The organism is Actinomycetes bacterium (assembly GCA_036000965.1).
Classification (GTDB): Bacteria; Actinomycetota; CALGFH01; order CALGFH01; family CALGFH01; genus DASYUT01.
Map to the genome: position 1 here is coordinate 1 of DASYUT010000074.1, position 18,006 is coordinate 18,006.

Genomic DNA, 18,006 nt, shown 5'->3' on the forward strand with positions numbered 1-18,006 from the left:
CCCATCCAGCACCTCAGCGACCGACCTGCGCCGTGCCACCCCGACCACCTCCCCAGCCAGGAAGACCCTACGGCGAGCGCGGCCTCACGTCTCCTAGCACCAGGCTGGCGCTTGGCGGTCTGAGGCGAAGCCTCACTAGGAGCGTGGTGTCCAATGGGCCTCAGCAGCTGGAAGGACGAACGCTTTGAGTGAAACTAGCAGCTCAGGCAGCATGTGGATTGTCACCAATAGTGAGATTTCCAAAAAGACACCACGCTCCTAGCACCGCCGCGAGCCGGGTCAACGTCCGAAACGAGGGTGCGTCGAGGCGAAAAACGCAGCTGTTGACGATCCTGCGTGCCCTTCCTAGGCTGGGCCAGCTCGCGAACCCTGCAGAAGGCGCGGGGGCGGTTGGTATGCCGGTGGTGGTCGGCTGTCTGGCCTGAGGGCCTCGAGGCGAGAACGCCAAGAGAGCAGGACGACGGATGCTTGGCGACCGGAACCGTAATGACGGCCATGACGCGGGCGGGTCGCGACCCGGCGGCGGCGGCGACGTCGACCGTGGCGGCGTGAGCCGGTCCGGCCTCGTCGGGCGGGCGTCGGCGGTGGCGGCGCTTCGCAGAACCGTGGGTGAGACCGCTGCGGGCCGGGGTGGGCTGGTGTTCATCACCGGGGAGGCGGGGATCGGCAAGACCGCGCTCGCGGTGGACGTGGCAGGACATGCCGCCGACCACGGGATGCTGGTGCTGTGGGGGAGCTGCCGGGAGGGTCCCGGCGTCCCCGGGTTCTGGCCGTGGGTCGAGGCGCTGCGGGCTCATGCCGAACGGGTCGGCACCGGGCGGCTGGCGCAGCAGGTCAGCGGCGCGGCGACCGGGTTGACGCGCCTGCTGCCGGAGCTTGCGTCGGGGCTGGCCGCTGGCACTGCGCGGCCGGCCGGGCACGGGTTTGAGCCCGAGCGCGAGCGTGTCACGGTGGGTCCACGTCCGGCGCCGGGCCGGGCCGGCGCCGACCCCGTGGATCGGTTTCGCATGTTCGACGCCGTCGCCACGATGCTGCGCCGCGCGGCCGCGGCGCAGCCTGTGCTTGTGGTCCTCGACGACCTGCAGTGGGCCGACGCGGGCACCGTGCGGCTGCTGCGGTTCCTCGTCCCTGACCTGCCCCGCACACGGTTGCTTGTCGTCGGCGCCTACCGCGACGAGGAGGTCGATGCGCCCGGGCATCCGCTGCGCGGGCTGCTGGCCGAGTTAGCCGTCCGGGCAGAACTGCTGCCGCTGGCCGGCCTGTCGGCGGCTGCGGTGGCCGCGCTCATGACCCAGCTGGGTGGCGCGCCGCCGGACATGGACCTGGCCGCCGCGGTGCACCGCCGCACCGGCGGGAACCCGTTCTTCGTCCAGCAGGTGACCCAGCTGGCCGCCCTGGCGCCGGGCGCCCCCGGGTCGGTTCCAGCGGGCGTGCGCGACGCCATCGAACGACGCCTGGCGCGGTTGCCCCAGGCGTGCGTGGAACTACTTGCCGTCGCGGCGGTCGCCGGTCCGGAGCTGCGCCCCGAGGTGCTTGCCCACGTCACGGGCTGGTCGCCGGAGGAGGTCACCCGGCTGCTGGCCGTGGCCGTACATGCCCGAGTCTTGGCCGTCGCGGCACCGAGCGTGGCGACCGCGGGTCCAGGCACGTTCCGCTTCACCCATGACCTGTTCCGAGAATGCCTGTATGTGGGGCTGGAGGAGTCGGCCCGCACGCGGCTGCATGCCCGGCTGGCCGCAACCTTGGGGGCGATCGGCCCGCCGGGCCGGTCGGGCCTGGCCGCCGAGCTGGCCCGCCACTGCATCCTTGCGGTGCCGGTCGTGGAGCCGGCCGCTGCCCTTGTGGCCGCCTGCCGGGCGGCCGTGGAGGCCACCGGCCGGCTGGCGCACGAGGAGGCTGCAGGGCATTACGCCCAGGCGGTGCGGCTGGCCGGCCTGGCCGGGGATGCGGCCGGACGCCGCGGGCTGCTGCTGGAGCTGGCCGAGGCGCACCTGCGGGCCGGAGATCTCACCGAGGCGCGCGCCCGCTTCCTGGAGGCGGCCGCCGAGGCGCGCGCCACTGGCGACGCGGTGACGCTGGCCCGCGCGGCCCTTGGGGTGCATCGGGGTGGCATCCGGTCCTTGACGACCCATGCCGACAGCATCGAGCTGCTTCAGCAGGCATGGGCGGCGCTGGACGCCGAGGATGGGGACGCTGCCCGGGCCGGCACGCGGGCCCGGGTGCTGGCCTGTCTGGCCCGCGACCTAGCGCATGGCGTCGGCCAGGATCACGCCCGCGCCGGCGAGCTCAGCGAGCAGGCGGTGACGCTGGCCAGCACGCTGGACGACCCCGCGACGCTGGCGCTGTGCCTGCTTGCCCGCCACGACGCGCTGTGGGTCGCAGGCTCGGCCCACCGTCGCCTGCCGGTGGTGGCGGAGATGGCCGCGGCGGCGGCTGCCGCGGATGACCCGGTCCTAGGCTTGGAGGCACGGCTGGCCCGGTTCGTGGCGCTGCTGGAGCTGGGCGACCCGGCCGCGTTCACCGCCTTCGACGAGGCCGCCCGGGCTGCCGAGGAGCTGCGCCAGCCCCACTACCAGTGGATGGTGCGGTCGCGGCAGGCGGCGCTGGCGCTGCTGGCCGGCCGGCTCGCGGAGGCCGAGCGGCTGATCGGGCAGGCCGGCGCGCTCGCCGAGCGGATCGGGGAGCCAGACGCCTCAAGGGTGGCGTTCGCCCAGCGGCTGGAGCTGGAGCGGTTACGCGGGGGCAACGCGGCAGTCGTCGCCATGCTGCGGGCCTTGCTGTCGCAATCCGGCTCCGCGTCGGGCGAGGCCGTACCCCAGGGCGTCCTCGCCTATCTCGAGGCGCTGGACCTGCTGGTCCGCCTGCTGGACCGCGGCCACGCAGAGGACGCCGCAGCCGTCGTGCGGTCCCGGCTCGAGCCGAGCGTGACCAGGGCGCTCGGCTGGCAGCAGCTCGAGCAGCTTACGGGGCTCGCCGAGGTCGCCGCCGAGGTCGCCGCCGTGGACGCCACCGCGATCGCCGACGTCGCCGCACGGGTGTACCACGCGCTGCTGCCCAGCGCCGCGGGCATGGTCGTGCTCGGCGGCGCGGTTGTCTGCAAGGACCCGGTCGCCTACCACCTCGGCGTGCTGGCCGCGGTCCTGGCCCGCTGGGACCAGGCGGTCGGCCACCTCCAGGACGCGATCGCGCGGGCGCAGCGCCTCGGCGCCCATCCATCCGTGGCCCGCGGCCGCTGCGAGCTCGGCCGCGTGCTGCTCGCCCGCGGCCAGCCGGGCGACCGGCCGCAGGCCGAAGCGCTCCTCCGCCACGCCGCCGACATCGCCGGCGAGCTGGGCATGCCCGCGCTGGCGGAGCGGGCCACGGCCGCGCTCGCCTCGCCGGCCCCACCCAGCCCACCGGGGCGGAACGTGTTCCGCCGCGACGGGGAGGTGTGGACGCTGGACTACGCCGGCACGACCGTGCGGCTGCCCGACGCCAAGGGCCTGCACGACATCGCCCGGCTGCTGGCCAACCCCGGCGCCGAGATCCCCGCGGCCGACCTGGTCGGCCCGGCGGCGCGCCTGGAAGCCACCCTCGGCGCCGACACGACGCTCGACGCGCAGGCTCAGGCCGCCTACCGCCAGCGGCTGGCCGAGCTTGCCGCCGAGATCGACGCGGCCGACGCCGACCACGACCCGGAGCGGGCTGCTCGCGCGCGGGTCGAGCGCGACACCCTCGTGGAGGCCCTCTCGGCCGCCTACGGGCTGGGCCGGCGCGCCCGGCGGCTCAGCGCCGCCGGCGAGCGGGCCCGCAAGGCGGTGACCGCCCGCATCCGCGACAGCCTGGCCCGCCTCGACCAGCGCCATCCCGCGCTCGCCCAACACCTGCGCCAGTCCATCCACACCGGCGCGGTCTGCTCCTACCAGCCACCCGAACCCACCCCATGGGAGCTGGAGAGATCGGGATAGCACCCGACGCCCGACGACCCTTGGCCGTCGGAAAGTCCCGCCAGTAGCTCCCGCCAGATGGTTGCCAGACCGTGGCTAGCCGCCGCCAGCTTCCAACTCGCGCCCCTCGTGATGGACCCGAGGGGAGCCTGCAGAAGGAGGCACCGATGGACGAGGCGACGATGGTGAAGGTACAGCAGTTCGCCGAGCGGGCCCTTGCCGAGGCCGCGGCCAGCGCCGGTCTGGCGCTGGCCCGTGTCGGTGACCGGCTGGGCCTGTGGCAGACCATGGCCGGGGCCGGACCGCTCACCCCAGCCGAGCTGGCCGAGCGCACCGGCACCGCCGAGCGGTACGTGCGCGAGTGGCTGGCCTGCCAGGCCGCGGGCGGCTATGTGGCCTACGACCGAGCCGCTGGCACCTTCACCCTGCCGGAGGAGGTCGCCGCCGTCCTCGCCGTCGAAGACAGCCCCGTCTACGGCGGCGGCATCGTGCAGTCGCTTGCGGTGCTGTGGAAGGAGGAGGCGGCACTGGCCGAGGCGTTTCGCAGCGGCGCCGGCATCGGCTGGGACCAGCACGACCCCGACCTGTACGAGGCCCAGGAGCGCATGGGCCGGCCGCTGTTGCGCGACCAGCTCGTGGCGTCGTGGATCGCCTCCCTGGAAGGCGTCGCCGCCCGGCTCCAGCAGGGCGCGAGCGTGGCCGAGGTGGTCTGCCGGTCAGGGACCGCCACCATCCTCATGGCCCAGGCCTATCCCCGGTCGACCTTCTACGGCTTCGACACCCATGATGTGGCCGTCGCCCGGGCCCGCAAGGCCGCCGCCCAGGCTGGCGTCAGCGACCGGGCGACCTTCGAGGTCGCCTCGGCCACCGCCTTCTCCGGCCGCTACGACCTGGTCTGCTTCTTCAACACGCTCCACGACCTGGGCGACCCGGTCGGCGCGTTGGCCCACGCCCGCCAGGCGCTGAGCGACGCCGGCACGGTCCTTGTGGTGGAGCCGCGCGCACCTGACCGGCTGGAGGACAACCTCACCCCGCTCGGGCGGCTGTTTTACGCTGCCTCCACCGGCTGGTGCTTGCCGTCGGGAATGTCGGAGCCGCCCGGGCTGGGCCTGGGCAACCAGGTCGGGGAGGCACGGCTGCGCGAGCTGCTGGCCGAAGCCGGCTTCGGCCACGTCCGGCTGGCCGGGGACGCGCCCTTCCACCTCGTCTTCGAGGTCCGGCCCTAACCCGTGACCGAGAGGTCCAGGTGCACGTCCTGGCAGGCCTACCCACCCCGTGTCGCCGAGTCGGCCGGGCCGGCGAACTCAGGGCGTCCTGCTTACCCGCCGGCAGAGGTGAGCAGCTGGTAGAGATCTTCCGCGAGGGTCGCGTCCGGCTGCGCCGCGTCGTCGGGCGTTGACGGCCGGACGCCGCCCCGCCAGCGGACGCCGGGCGAGACGTGCCCGCAGCGGGGAACAGCCGGTGGGCCAGGTCCGCGAGCTCGGCGAGCTCCGGGTTGACCGGCTCCTCGCCAGGCCGCGCTCCCTGCCGTCCGCTCATTACGACCGCGGCCTTGGACTTGACCGCATGGTTGAGCGCCAGCCCCCTGTCGGCCTCACTCTTCACCCGGTCCCGCTCTGTCCGGGCCTGATCGGCGGTCTGCTTGGCGTCGTCGGCGTCGTCGCGAGCCCGTGCGGCGTCGGCGTTGGCGTGCTCGATCTTGCCGCGCTGCACCGTCGTGCCGAACAGCCAGCCGGCACCTGTGAACACAATGGCCTCGAAGCCGCCGAGCAGGAAGACGAGCCGGTCCCACTGGGCATCGTCGCGCATCCTGACCAGCACGGCGACGAGAATGGCGTAGAGGACGACGAGCGCCACTGCGACCACGGTCGGGACAGGTTCCAGCGCCCGGGCACCTGTGCGCCCGTTGCTGGACGTCGAATCCCGTCGCGGCCGGAGCCCCACGCGCCGCGCTTCCGAATCGCCCACGGCGGACCTCCCCTCTGACGATCCGGGACTGGTGAGGGCTCTGCTGGCCACGATCACACTCTGTCAATAATGTCAATACGATCAAATGCTTGCATCACTGGGGGAGTCGAGAGAAGCTTCGCGCCGCCATGGACGACCCGGGGGGGCCAGCGATGCGTTCGAGCCGTGCCTGTGAGGCCGTCTGCCTCGCCACGGCCCGGTCCCCGCCCCGGCCGCGTCCACAGCTTCCCCGTCCATCTCACCCTCACCAAGCCACGCAGGTACCCGGATGAAGGGTGCCGTGCCGAAGGGAGAAAGATTGCTGCGTCGCACTCTGCTCGTAGCGACAGCGCTGCTCGCCACGCTTGTTCCAGCAAGCTCCGCTGGCGCCATGCCAGCCGACAAGGGGCCGCAGGGATTCGCCGCAACACCGGTCTGCAGCTCGTTCCGGGCGCACAACCTCTACCGGGAGGTCACGACCCGCACCTACTCGGGACCCCGGACCTACACCGGCAACACGACCTGGACGACGGCTTCCTGCGGCGTGTCGTCGTTCACGGTGCAATACGGCCGCCGCGCCTACGCAGTCGTTCGTGTCGCCGCTGAGACCGACTGCTACGGCGGGCCTGCGAACCAATGGTGCCAGGCACGGGTGCTCGTGAACGGGACAGAGGCGAACCCTGTCGCCGCTGAGCCTGACTCGTTCGCGTTCGACTCCAACAACGGAGGCCAGTTCGACTGGCAGGGGCACGCCTTCACTCGCGCCCGACCGATCTTCTTCACCTGCGGCAGCCGGAGCGGCTGCGTCTACCCGGTCGTCCTTCAGTACAAGACGCACGCCGCGGGACTCAACCTGTGGGTCGACGAGCAGACCCTCGAAGTGGACGTCACCTACGTCTGATCTCTAGACCACGCTGGGCCCAGGTCTTCGGCTCCGTTCCCTTGGGTCAGGAAAAGAACGGGCGGCACCGGAGGGGAGGGGGCGAGTGAGCGATGCCGACGCCGGAAGAGATCAGAGGCCTGGTCGAACGATTCAACCAGAAGGTGTTCAACGACCACGACCTCGACCCAGCCACCGGACCTGGTGGCTCCTGATCCTGTGGCGCGGTGGGGGGAGGCGGTCGCACACCGCGGCGACCACTGCCGCGGTTCCGGCCCCCACGATGGAGCCGATCACCACGTCGCCCGGGTAGTGCACGCCGGTGTGGACCCGCGAGTAGGCGACCCCGGCGGCGAGCAGCCGGAGGGGCACGGCCAGGCCCGGGAGGTGACGGCCCACGGCGTAGGCGAACGCGAAGGCCGACGCCGCGTGGCCGGAGGGAAACGAGGTGGATGCGGGCATCCGCACGTGGCGGGCCAGCACGTCGGGCCCGACACGGTCTGGACGCGGCCGTTCGGCCACGGACTTCATGCCGAGATTGACTGTCGCCGAGGTCACGCCGATCGAGACGACACCCTCGAGCGCCGCCCGGCGTCCGCGCCTGCCTCCGAGCAGAGCGATCGCAGCGGCGATGCCGAGCCACAGGCGTGAGCAGTTCGCGGCGTCCGAGAGCCGGCGGACGGGGGCATCGAGCTCGGCGGTGGGGGTGCGGGCCACGGCCTGGTACACCGCCCGGTCCACCGCCCCCAGCTCCCGCAGCGCTTGGGTCAGGCGAGACGCTGGACCCCGCCGGGCTTCGACTCGCCGTGCGAGCGCGTCCCCGACGGTCTCCTCCGGCTCGTTTCTCCTCAGGTGGCCCGATCCTCCCGCGCCGAGGCGGTCTCCCCGCGCCGGCTGCCCCCGCGGTCACGGGCGACATCCAGAACCAGGTCCAGCGTGGCAGCAACCGCCAGGCCGATCGCGGCCCCGCCGACCACGTCCAGCGGGTTGTGCGCCCCCAGGTACACCCGCGCAACGGCGTTCAGCACAGCCAGCACGAACGCGACGATCCCCCAGCGGCGCGGCAGCACCAGCACCAGCAGTCCGGCGATGGCGAAGGTGATGATGGCATGCCCGGAGGTGAAGCTCAGTCCGGCGCTGGGCACCCCGCGCAGGATCGCGTCCGGCACCGTGGTACCCGGACGTTCCCGCTCCACCAGCAGTTTGGCGACCCGCTCGGCGGCGAGCTTCAAGGGCACCACCAGCACCAGCGCGCCGGCAAGGCGCCAGCGCCGCAACGCCAGTGCGCCGGCGGCGACGACCAGCGGCATCGCCAGCACGCCCAGGTACTGGGCTACCAGCATCGGCCGGTACAGCCAGTCGGGCAGCCCGTTGACGGCGTCGAACACCGCCCGCTCGGCCGGCCCGACCCGCCCGTCGGCCACAATGACCGCGCAGGCAGCAAACACCGCGAGGCTGGCCACCAGCACGATGAGGTCTCGCCGGATGCGCCTCACGGCACGCGGCCCGCTTCGGATGCCCCCGCTCCCGGTCGGGCAGGCCAAACCGGCTGGATCCTGGTCCGGAAGGCGCTCATCGTCCCCCATCGTGGTCGGGATGCCCACCGAGCGAGCGGTCGAACAGCCGCCGTTGCGGTCGCCATGTGACGTGCGTCCGCACGAGCCGCCCGTCGCAGGCGACCGCTGGCTGATCGTATGGAGCAAGGCCCCAACGAGGCAACCCTTGGCGTCCTCCCACCCGGGCGCGCCTGCTCATCGCCAACGGCTTCCTGGCCAACGCGCTCAACCCGAAGACCGCGCTGTTCTTCTTGTCACTGCTGCCCCAGTTCATCGACCCGGCCGCGGGCCGGCATGGCGCCAGGTGCTCACCCTCGGCGTGGCCGCAGCGCTCGCGCAGCCGCCACGCGAAGCACTCCGAACGGCCCGCTAAAGGCCGCACGGTCAGGTCTTGATCGTGGCGAAGACAATGATGTTGGAGCGGTAGTGGCCTGCGGTGAAGTCGAACTGCCCGCCGCACGTCACCAGGCGCAGCACGGAGGTCAGCGTGGGGTAGTACACCTCATCGGTCGGGAACAGCCTCTTGGCGTACCGCGCGGTCCGCTGAACGACAAACCGCACCGATGACCGGTCGGCGCGCGTGACGTGGACCTCGTCGCCCCGACGCAGCTCGTGCAACCGGAAGAACACCGCGGGGCCGCGGGTGGAGTCGACATGACCCAGGATCACCGCCGACCCGGGGTCGCCTGGTCGCGGGCCGGGCGCGTACCAGCCGGGCACCTCCCACCGGCCGGGCACCTGGACCGTGCCGTCGGGTGCCCGGCCGAGCGGGACGAGGGAGCTGGCCACGCCGATCCTGGGGATGGTGAGCCGGACGGGGATGGGCGTGGCCTGGTAGCCGCGCACCGAGCGGAAGCCGCGCGCGGCCTCGGCCCCACTGGTTGCCCGGTCCGGCGTCGGAGAGCTGGCCGCCGGGGACGGCTCGGTGTGCCGCGGGCCCGACCCCGAGCAGCCCGCGAGCAGGACGAGCGCGGCCGCGCTGGCCACGAACCAACGCCTCCCACGAGTCATCGCGACCGGCGCGCCGTACCGCCGCCGCCGGTCTGCGAACCCCCGACAGGCAGCCCGGGTCGCACGGTCCGCTGGATGCCGTCGACGAGGGTGTTCGCGACGCCGAGCATCTGCTGGTCGCCCTCGAGCTCCAGCTGTTGCGCCCTGCCGTAGTCCTTGGCGGCGTAGGCGTCGGCCTGCTCGGTCAGGTGCCGGTCGTGCATCGTGATGGCGCCGGTGAGGGGAACGACGGCGCCCTGATCCCGGACGACGCCGGCGAAGTACACCGCGAGTGTGACCACGACAGTGTTCAGCTTCTTCTGGGCCGCGGCCTTGCCGGCCTGGTCCCTGCCGGCGACCGCGGCGGTGTAGGCGATCAGCCCCTCCACGTGGTCAGCCCACGCCGACTGGAACTCGGCGGCCTTGCGGGGGCCGACGATCGCAGCCAGCGCCTGGGTCAGCGCGGTGGTGTTGGCATTGACCTGCGCGGCGGCCGCCTTGAACTCCGGCGACCCGGCGAAGGTCGCCCGCTGCGCCTCGACGATCAGCTCCATGTGCTCGCCGAGCAGCATGGCAAACGCCGACCGCAGCCTCACCGGCGGCGTGTCGAGGCCGGCCCCGAGCTCGGGCGTGACGCTGGCCTTCGCCAGCGTGGCACCGGCCGTGAACATGTGCTCGAAGGCCTCGCGCTGGATCCGGTACGCCTGGTCGTAGTCGCGCGCGGCGTAGGCGTCGAGCTGGTTCATGAGCTCCTCGACCTGCACCCGCACCGCGTCGCTCGCCCGGGTCCGGCCCTGGCTCGCACCGGCGAGCCAGGAGCCGTAGGCGTCGCCGTCCGCCACCAGGGCGGCCCGTGCCGCCTGCTTCGCCGACTCGTCGTGGGTGGCCACGCCGTTCGCATAGGCCAGGAGGTTCGTGATGTGACGCTGCCACAGCTGCGTGAACAGGTCGCCCTGATCCTTGCCGTACGCCGCCGCGACCAGCTGGCTCAGCGCCTCGGTGTTGTGCTGCAGCGACGCTTCGGCCGCCTGCCGGTCCGGCGCCGCCGACACGACGCTGCGCATCAGCCGCACGGCGAGGAACGTGTGCTGCCCGAGAAGCTGCTCGAACTGGGCCCGCACCTGGGCAGGTGACCCCTTGGCGGCGGGTGTGGGAACGGCCATGCTCATCCCCTGATGCCCCGCCGCCGAGGATGAGGAAGGCGAGCCAGAGCGGCCGGTCGTGCTGGGCGTGCAGGCGGCCACGGCCGCGAGAACGAAGCTGACGAGGGCGACGAGACCGGTACGTACGCGCACGATGCCCCTCCAAACCGACCGAGGCCACGTGGTAGGTCAGCGTGGTCGGTCGCGGTGGTACGCAGTATGGGCGAGACGGAGAACTACAACCCGACTCACCGGCACGCGCCCCTGTTCCGTGAGGCGCCAAATGATCATCTCCGCGCCGAGCCCGAAGCGCACGGGCAAACCGCCCATACCGGCCGACCTAGGTAGAAGTACCGAGGAGCCACCACAGCGGGTCCCTGCCGCTGGCTGAGAAGGACGAGGTCCCAGGTTCAAGACCTGGCAGGCCCCACCACATCAACCTGCGACCAGCGGAAACGCTGCTCGTCTTCACGTCCGGGGCCGCTCGGGCAGCGTGGTTTCCGTGTCCGGCCTGCTGGGGCTGGCCGTCTACCGGAGGAGACCGCTGCTGCCCGCCGGCATCTCCCCGCACGACCGGCCGTCCGGGGTGACCCGCCCGCTTCGACGAGCCCCGGAGGGTGCTAACAAGCCGTCAACAGCCCGACCGCCGGCGTTAGGAACCCGTAAATGCCGCCCTCGACGGCACCTCGTTCCGCTATAGGGGTGGGGGCGAGGCAGGATCGGGCAGGAGAGGATCGTGTGACCCAGCAGACCGTTGGCCGGCCGCTTCACGCGCCACCGACCGACTATCAGCCTACCGGCTACCAGTCGCTTGGCTACCGCGCGAAGAACGTGCTGCTCGGGCCGCCGCTGGCCACCTCGCGGCTGGCCCACGAGCGGCTGCGCAAGCTGGTGGCACTGGCGGTGTTCTCCTCGGACGCGATCAGCTCGACCGCCTACGGCACCGAGCAGATCATGCTGGTCCTGGTGGCTGCCGGGGCGGTGGCGACGAGCCTCGCGTTCCCGGTCGCGCTCGCGATCGGCGGGCTGCTGGCGATCCTCGTCCTGTCCTACCGGCAGACCATCACCGCCTACCCGACGGCCGGCGGCGCCTATATCGTCACCAAGGACAACTTCGGGCCGGGGCTCGCTCAGGTGGCCGGGTCGGCGCTGCTGATCGACTACGTGCTCACCGTGGCGGTGAGCGTGACCAGCGGGGTGGCCGCGGTGACCACCGCGGTGGAGCCCCTGCACCGCTTCGTGCTCCCGCTGTCGCTGGTCGCGATCGTGCTGATCGCCTGGGCCAACCTGGCTGGGGTACGCGAGTCGGGTCGGATCTTCGCGGTCCCGACCTACCTGTTCGTCGGCTCCTGCGCGCTGATGCTGGTGATCGGGATCGTCCGGCAGGTCACCGGCCACCTCGAGCCGGTCCCTGCCGGGCAGACCGCGCCGCTGCCGCCACAGCTGGCCACCGTGGGCGTGCTGCTGGTGCTGCACGCGTTCGCGTCGGGCTGCACGGCGCTGACCGGGGTGGAGGCGATCTCCAACGGGGTGCCGGCGTTCAAGCGTCCCGAAGCCCAGAACGCGCGCCGCACGCTCATCGCGATGGGGGTGATCCTCGGCTCGCTGTTCATCGGGGTGAGCTTCCTTGCCGTCAGGGTCGGCGTGCGCCCCTACGACAGTGGCACCCCGACCCTGATCGGGCAGCTGGCCCGCTGGGTGCTCGGCGGGTCGCCGGCGGGCAGCACCTTCTTCTACCTGTTCCAGGCGGCGACGCTGGCCATCCTGGTGCTGGCCGCCAACACCTCCTACGCCGACTTCCCGCGGCTGGCCTCGTTCGCCGCCGGTGACGCGTTCCTGCCCCGGCAGTTCACCAAGCGCGGGCACCGGCTGGTGTTCTCCAACGGCATCATCATCCTGTCGGTGGCCGCCGCGGTGGTCATCGTGGCGTTCAAGGCCAACTACAACCGGATGCTGCCGCTGTACGCCATCGGGGTGTTCACCTCGTTCACGCTGTCACAGGCGGGCATGACCCGCCGCCACCTGCGGCTGCGCGAGCCGGGTTGGCGCTACGGCGTCGTGGTCAACGGCCTGGGCGCTCTGGTGACCTTCGGGGTGCTGCTGGACATCGTCCAGACCAAGTCCGCCGCCGGCGCCTGGATGGTGCTGGTCGCGCTGCCGCTGCTGGTGTTCCTGCTCACCCGCACCAACCAGGCCTACGCCCGCGAGTTCGACGACCTCAAGGTCGAGGTGTCCGAGACGCTGGCGCCGCCCAAGCCCCGCCACGAGGTGGTCGTGCTGGTCGAGAACCTGGACCGGGCCACTCTCGGTGGCCTGCAGGAGGTGTGGGGGCCGCAGTACGGCGAGGAGACCAACTACCTGCGGGTGTTCATGGCCCGGGTCCGCCGCAAGCTGGAGCCCTACCCGGCCGTGCCCCGCTACTTCCTCACCGAGCCGGGCATGGGCTATCGGTTCGAGGCCGCCCAGCTCGAGGACCCGCCGGCCCCCGGCTGAGCTGCGCGCAGGCCAGGGACCTGGGCCTGGCCAGGGTCTGGGCCTGGCCAGGGTTGCCGAGCCCTTGCCTGCCGTGCAGTCTCGGAACGACAAGGCTGGGATCACTGCGGCTCGGAAGGTGGCGAGCGGAATGGACGTTCGCAAGGTGGCGAGCGGGGTGGACGTTCGCTTGGTATCCGAGAAGGGCGTTGAGCGCCGTCCCGTCGAGGGGCTCGAGGCGCTGCTCCACCGCGAGGACGGGCTCGTCTGGGTGGACATCCCTAACTGTGACGAGGAAGCCGTCCGGGTGCTGTCAGAGGTGTTCGGCTTCCACCCGCTCGCCATCCGGGACTGTGTCGATCGCAACCACGTCCCCAAGGTCCACCCCTACGCCGACCACGTGTTCGTCGTCCTCCACGCGTCCGAGCCCGGGAAGGGCGGCCATGTCCACCTCCTTGAGCTCGACCAGTTCGTCGGGCCGAACTACCTCGTCACCATCCACGGGCCCGTCAACCCGGCGGCCCCGGCCGACGCCGCCCTCCGCGAGACCCGCGCGGTGCTCAAGCGGATCGAGACGGGCCGCCTGGATGCCCGCTCCTCGTTCGAGCTGTCGTATGCGATCGTGTCGGCCCTGACGCGCCACCAGGAGGCGTTCGTGGCAACCCTTGCCCGTGAGGCCGGGCTGCTCGAGCAGCAGGTGATGAGCGGCGACATCGGCGACCCCGAGCAGTTCCTCGAGGAGCTCTTCCGCGCCCGGCACCAACTGCTCACGGTCCGCACCATGGCCGCGCAGAGCCGCGAGATCTACGGGCGGATGGCCACCCTCAGCCGCCTCGTTCCCCTTGAAGCACGGCCGCTGGTGGAGGATCTCGTCGACCAGTTCGGCCGGGTCCGCAGCGTTGCTGACGGCGAGAAGGAGTTCCTCCAGGGAGTGATCGAGTTCTACCAGACACGAACCGAGACCAAGATGACCATCGCCGCGGAGCGACTGGCCGTGATCGCGGCGGTCACGCTGCCGATCACGGCGTTGTCGTCCATTTACGGGATGAACGTGATCGTGAACGAGCAGACCCATCTTGTGCAGCTCATCGTGGTGCTGGCGGTGATGGCGGTGATGTCGGCAGCCCTGCTGCGATGGACCAAGCGGCAGGGATGGTGGTAGCCCGCCCGCCGGGCCATGAGTGACTGACCACGAGGTGGTCCAGGCTTACGGACCCGCTCCGATGGAGCCAACCTGCTCGGCGATCGGCGCCAGCTCGACAGTGACCAGCCGTTGGGGTGCTTCGTGGAGGACCAGGTCGGCAACGCGGCCAGCCGCGCGCAGATCAGCCTCTGCCATCCGCAGCGCCGCCAGGTGGTCGCCGACGTCCGCCACTGTGAGCCGGGCCACCTTGGTGCGCAGCGACCGCTTCTCCGTCGACTTCGCCTTGCGCACCTCGGCGAGGACCTCCGCGGCGACGTCCAGGACGGCCGGGTCGGTTCCGCCCGCCCCAGTGCGCAGCTCCTCGCTCCTTGGCCAAGGTGCTCGGTGGACCGAACCGGGCTGCCACCACGACCACACCTCCTCGGTGACGAACGGAAGGAACGGCGCGAACAAGGGGAGCAGGGTTGACAGGGCCATCGACAACGCCGCCCGAGCCGAGCGGGCAGGCGCGCCGCTGCCGTACGAGCGGTCCTTCACCAGCTCGACATAGTCGTCACAGAAATGCCAGAAGAACGTCTCGCTCCGCTCGAGCGCCCGGTGGTACTGGTACACCTCAAACGACGCAGTGGCGTCATCCACCACCGCCGCAAGCTGCGCCAGCATGGCCCGGTCAACGTCCTCGGTGACCGTCGACGCTGGACCGCCCTCGAAACTCAGTCCCAACACGAACTTCGACGCGTTGAGTAGCTTGACGGCGAGGCGCCGCCCGGTCTTCATCTGCCCTCGGTCGATCGCCGTGTCAGTTCCCGGCCCGCCCCGGCACGCCCAGTAGCGCAGCCCGTCGGCGCCGTACTCCTCGGCGAATGGCATCGGCGTGACCACGTTGCCCCTCGACTTCGACATCTTCTTGCGATCGGGGTCGAGGACCCAACCATTGATGAAGGTGTGCGACCAGGGCAGGGTCTCGTGCTCGAGGTGGGAACGCAGCACGGTCGAGAAAAGCCAGGTCCGGATGATCTCCGGGCCCTGAGGCCGCAGGTCCATGGGGAAGGTACGGGCGAACAGGTCGGGATCGTCCTCCCAGCCGCAGGCGATCTGTGGCGTGAGCGACGATGTGGCCCAGGTGTCCATGACGTCCGGGTCTCCGACGAAGCCGCCCGGCTTGCCGCGCCGGCTCTCCTCGTACCCCGGAGGCGGCTCGCTCTGTGGATCCACCGGCAGCGCCGCCTCGTCGCACAGGATCGGCTCGTCGCGCAACGGCTCGCCGTCGCTGCCCGTTGGGTACCAGACTGGGAATGGCACGCCGAAGAAGCGCTGGCGACTGATCAGCCAGTCGCTGTTGAGGCCCTCCACCCAATGTTCGTACCGGACCCGCATGAGGTCGGGGTGCCAGGCCAGGGCGCGGCCTCGCTCGAGCAGCGCCATGCGCACCTGCGAGTCCCGGCCGCCGTTGCGGATGTACCACTGACGGCTGGTCACGATCTCCAGCGGCCGCTCGCCCTTCTCGTAGTACTTGACCTGATGCGTGATGGGCAGGGGCTCGCCCACCAGGTCGCCCGACTCGCGCAGCAGCTCCACCACGCGGGCCCGCGCCTGCCTGGAGCTCCTGCCCGCCAGCTCGGCCCAGGCGGCCTCGGCCTCGTTGCCGGCCAGCCACTCGGGCGTCGCGTGTTGGAACCGCCCGTCACGCTGCATGACCACTCTCAGTGGCAGGTCGAGCTCCTGCCACCAGACCACGTCGGTCGTGTCGCCGAAGGTGCAGACCATTGCGATGCCAGAACCCTTGTCCGGCTCGGCAAGGGGATGGGCGACCACCGGCACCCGCACGCCGAACAGCGGCGTGACCACCTCCGCGCCAAAGAGCGGACGGTGTCGGTCGTCATCCGGGTGGGCCACCAGAGCAACGCACGACGGCAGCAGCTCCGGACGGGTCGTCTCGACGTGCACCGGCTCGTCGCCGTCGGCTCGGGCGAAGGTCACGCGGTGCAGAGCGCCCTGCGACTCCCGCTCCTCGAGTTCGGCCTGGGCCACGGCGGTCTGGAAATCGACGTCCCACAGCGTGGGCGCCTCCCTCGCGTACGCCTCACCCCGGCGCAGGTTCCGCAGGAACGCCTGTTGGGCGATCCGGCGCGACCGGTTGTCGACGGTGGCGTAGGTGAGCGTCCAGTCGACCGAGAGGCCGAGGGTGCGCCACACCCGCTCGAAGACCTGCTCGTCCTTCTCCGTGAGGCGGTGGCACAGTTCGACGAAGTTGCGCCGCGAGATGGGGCGCTGGGCGCTGTCGCCCCCCGGCAGGATGCCGGTCGGGTCGTAGGGGATCGACGGGTCACACCGAACGCCGTAGTAGTTCTGCACTCGGCGCTCGGTGGGAAGGCCGTTGTCGTCCCAGCCCATCGGGTAGAAGACCTCGCGGCCCTGCATGCGTTGGAACCGGGCGATGGCGTCGGTCTGGATGTAGCCGAAGGCCGAGCCAAGGTGGAGCGAGCCACTCACCGTTGGTGGCGGCGTGTCGACGGCGTAGACGGCTTCGCGGCCCTTGGACCGGTCGAACCGGTAGGTGCCCTGCTCCTGCCAGAAGGCGTCCCACTTCGCCTCCAGGCCATCGAGCGACGGCTTCTCGGGAATGGCAGTCATGGTGCCAAGGTACCCGGATCGGCAAGACTGCGGGGTGCCGTTGGCGAGTCCAGCGTCGTCACGGACTGGGTGTTGCCGCGGCCGAAACAGTGGCATTCCCAAACGTCCGGTGACACGTCCGGTCGGCCAGCAGGCTCACCGGACCCATCAAGGAGTCCGCCCATGAAGGGGATCGTGTTCATGGCCGTCGCGCTGGCGCTCCTGTCGGCTGCGGCGCTGGCCCAGGAGACCGAGCTCGGCGGCAAGGTGCGCAGCGGCCAGGAGGTGACGGTGCCCGCGGGAGAGACCGTTCGGGGCGACCTGTACGCCTCCGCTGGGACGGTGCGGGTCGACGGCCGGGTCGAGGGCGACCTGGTGGCCACCGGAGGAGAGGTCACCGTCTCCGGCACGGTCACCGGCGACGTGCTGGCGGCCGCCGGGACCACCACGATCTCGGGGCAGGTCGACGGCGACGTGCGGGTCGGCGCCGGCCAGGCGAGAGTGGAAGGACGGGTGGGAGAGGACCTGCTGGTCGGAGCCGGTCAGGCAACCGTCGCCCCAGGGGCCGAGGTGGGCGGGGACCTGATCTTCGGCACGGGGCAGATGCGCATGGATGGCGCCGTCGCCGGCAGCGTGCTGGGTGCCACCGGCAGCTACACGCGGAGCGGTTCGGTGGCCGGCAGCGAGCGGGTCAGCGTCCGGCAGCCCGAGGAACAGCCGCCCACGCTGGCGGAGCGCGCGCTTGACCGCCTGCGGCGGTACCTCAGCATCCTTGTCGTGGGCGCGCTGTTGCTGTGGCTGGCGCCACGGATGCTGCAGGGCGCCGCCGAGTCGGTACGGCGACGTCCGCTAGCCAGCTTCGGGACCGGGATCCTGGCGGTCGTCGGCGTGGTGGTCGTGCTGCTCGTGCTCGTCCTGGTGACGGTCCTGGTGGCAGTCGTGCTGGGCCTGCTCGGACTGGGGTCGCTGACGGGCGCGACCGCGTTCGGCGGGACCCTGGCCGCGGGCATCATCGCCTTCCTGTTCTTCCTGGCGGTGGCCTTCGGGGCCCAGACGGCGGTTGGGCTTGCCCTGGGGCGGCTGCTGTTCGGCGAGGATGCCCGGTCGTTTGTCCGAGGGTTCGGTGGACTGGCGCTCGGGGTGCTGGTGGTGGTGCTGCTCTCGGCGATCCCCGTGGTGGGCGGATGGCTGGAGGCGCTGCTGGTGCTGCTGGGGCTGGGCGCGCTGGTGCTCGCGCTCCCTCGCCGCCGGCGCCGGCTCGCCGAGCGGGCACGATGACCGGCCGGGTTCATCTGGATGCTCCCCCTCGCCAGGACGTTCCTGAGCTTCTCGGCGG

General features: G+C 71.6%; 12 protein-coding genes and 1 pseudogene. 8 read left to right on the plus strand and 5 right to left on the minus strand.

The window, feature by feature from the left end:
• Positions 1-464 precede the first annotated feature (464 nt).
• The 4 genes from VG276_05755 (at position 465) to VG276_05770 (ending at position 6,774) form a co-directional block, all read left to right on the plus strand.
• Entirely contained in the window at positions 465-3,947 is a 3,483-nt protein-coding gene (locus VG276_05755; GenBank protein HEV8648908.1) for an AAA family ATPase, read from the plus strand.
• A gap of 146 nt (positions 3,948-4,093) precedes the next feature.
• A complete protein-coding gene (locus VG276_05760; GenBank protein ID HEV8648909.1) occupies positions 4,094-5,152 on the plus strand; it encodes a methyltransferase domain-containing protein in 1,059 nt (352 codons plus the stop codon).
• Positions 5,153-5,387: 235 nt separating this feature from the next.
• A complete protein-coding gene (locus VG276_05765; protein HEV8648910.1) occupies positions 5,388-5,912 on the plus strand; it encodes a hypothetical protein in 525 nt (174 codons plus the stop codon).
• Between the two features lie 352 nt (positions 5,913-6,264).
• Positions 6,265-6,774, plus strand: a complete 510-nt coding sequence (locus VG276_05770) for a hypothetical protein (GenBank protein ID HEV8648911.1) — start codon at positions 6,265-6,267, stop codon at positions 6,772-6,774.
• Between the two features lie 147 nt (positions 6,775-6,921).
• Here VG276_05770 and VG276_05775 read toward each other — a convergent pair whose 3' ends face one another.
• Together VG276_05775 and VG276_05780 are read right to left on the minus strand one after the other, a co-directional pair.
• Positions 6,922-7,494 carry a phosphatase PAP2 family protein gene (locus VG276_05775; GenBank protein ID HEV8648912.1) on the minus strand — a complete coding sequence of 191 codons (573 nt, stop codon included), beginning with the start codon at positions 7,492-7,494 and terminating at the stop codon, positions 6,922-6,924.
• A gap of 107 nt (positions 7,495-7,601) precedes the next feature.
• Positions 7,602-8,249 (minus strand): phosphatase PAP2 family protein, encoded by a 648-nt coding sequence (locus tag VG276_05780; GenBank protein HEV8648913.1) that lies wholly within the window; start codon positions 8,247-8,249, stop codon positions 7,602-7,604.
• Positions 8,250-8,515: 266 nt separating this feature from the next.
• On the opposite strand from VG276_05780, the pseudogene VG276_05785 reads away from it, so the two are divergent.
• A pseudogene (locus tag VG276_05785) lies at positions 8,516-8,599 on the plus strand (LysE family translocator).
• Between the two features lie 94 nt (positions 8,600-8,693).
• Here VG276_05785 and VG276_05790 read toward each other — a convergent pair.
• Together VG276_05790 and VG276_05795 are read right to left on the minus strand one after the other, a co-directional pair.
• A complete protein-coding gene (locus VG276_05790) occupies positions 8,694-9,296 on the minus strand; it encodes a class F sortase (GenBank protein HEV8648914.1) in 603 nt (200 codons plus the stop codon).
• A gap of 20 nt (positions 9,297-9,316) precedes the next feature.
• Positions 9,317-10,462 carry a hypothetical protein gene (locus VG276_05795; protein HEV8648915.1) on the minus strand — a complete coding sequence of 382 codons (1,146 nt, stop codon included), beginning with the start codon at positions 10,460-10,462 and terminating at the stop codon, positions 9,317-9,319.
• A gap of 717 nt (positions 10,463-11,179) precedes the next feature.
• Here VG276_05795 and VG276_05800 point away from each other — a divergent pair.
• Positions 11,180-12,934 (plus strand): amino acid permease, encoded by a 1,755-nt coding sequence (locus VG276_05800; protein HEV8648916.1) that lies wholly within the window; start codon positions 11,180-11,182, stop codon positions 12,932-12,934.
• A 130-nt stretch (positions 12,935-13,064) separates the two neighbouring features.
• Complete coding sequence (locus VG276_05805) at positions 13,065-14,075, plus strand: magnesium transporter CorA family protein (GenBank protein ID HEV8648917.1); 1,011 nt, start codon at positions 13,065-13,067, stop codon at positions 14,073-14,075.
• A 45-nt stretch (positions 14,076-14,120) separates the two neighbouring features.
• On the opposite strand, the gene valS is transcribed toward VG276_05805, so the two are convergent.
• Positions 14,121-16,691 carry a valine--tRNA ligase gene (gene valS, locus VG276_05810; GenBank protein ID HEV8648918.1) on the minus strand — a complete coding sequence of 857 codons (2,571 nt, stop codon included), beginning with the start codon at positions 16,689-16,691 and terminating at the stop codon, positions 14,121-14,123.
• A gap of 162 nt (positions 16,692-16,853) precedes the next feature.
• Here valS and VG276_05815 point away from each other — a divergent pair, with 162 nt between their 5' ends.
• Positions 16,854-17,948 carry a polymer-forming cytoskeletal protein gene (locus VG276_05815; GenBank protein ID HEV8648919.1) on the plus strand — a complete coding sequence of 365 codons (1,095 nt, stop codon included), beginning with the start codon at positions 16,854-16,856 and terminating at the stop codon, positions 17,946-17,948.
• Positions 17,949-18,006 lie beyond the last annotated feature (58 nt).

Coding starts and splice junctions, on each gene's coding strand:
- VG276_05755 (HEV8648908.1), top strand. CDS start 465: ATGCTTGGCGACCGGAACCGTAATGACGGCCATGACGCGGGCGGGTCG.
- VG276_05760 (HEV8648909.1), top strand. CDS start 4,094: ATGGACGAGGCGACGATGGTGAAGGTACAGCAGTTCGCCGAGCGGGCC.
- VG276_05770 (HEV8648911.1), top strand. CDS start 6,265: ATGCCAGCCGACAAGGGGCCGCAGGGATTCGCCGCAACACCGGTCTGC.
- VG276_05795 (HEV8648915.1), bottom strand. CDS start 10,462: ATGGCCGTTCCCACACCCGCCGCCAAGGGGTCACCTGCCCAGGTGCGG.
- VG276_05805 (HEV8648917.1), top strand. CDS start 13,065: ATGGACGTTCGCAAGGTGGCGAGCGGGGTGGACGTTCGCTTGGTATCC.
- valS (HEV8648918.1), bottom strand. CDS start 16,691: ATGACTGCCATTCCCGAGAAGCCGTCGCTCGATGGCCTGGAGGCGAAG.
- VG276_05815 (HEV8648919.1), top strand. CDS start 16,854: ATGAAGGGGATCGTGTTCATGGCCGTCGCGCTGGCGCTCCTGTCGGCT.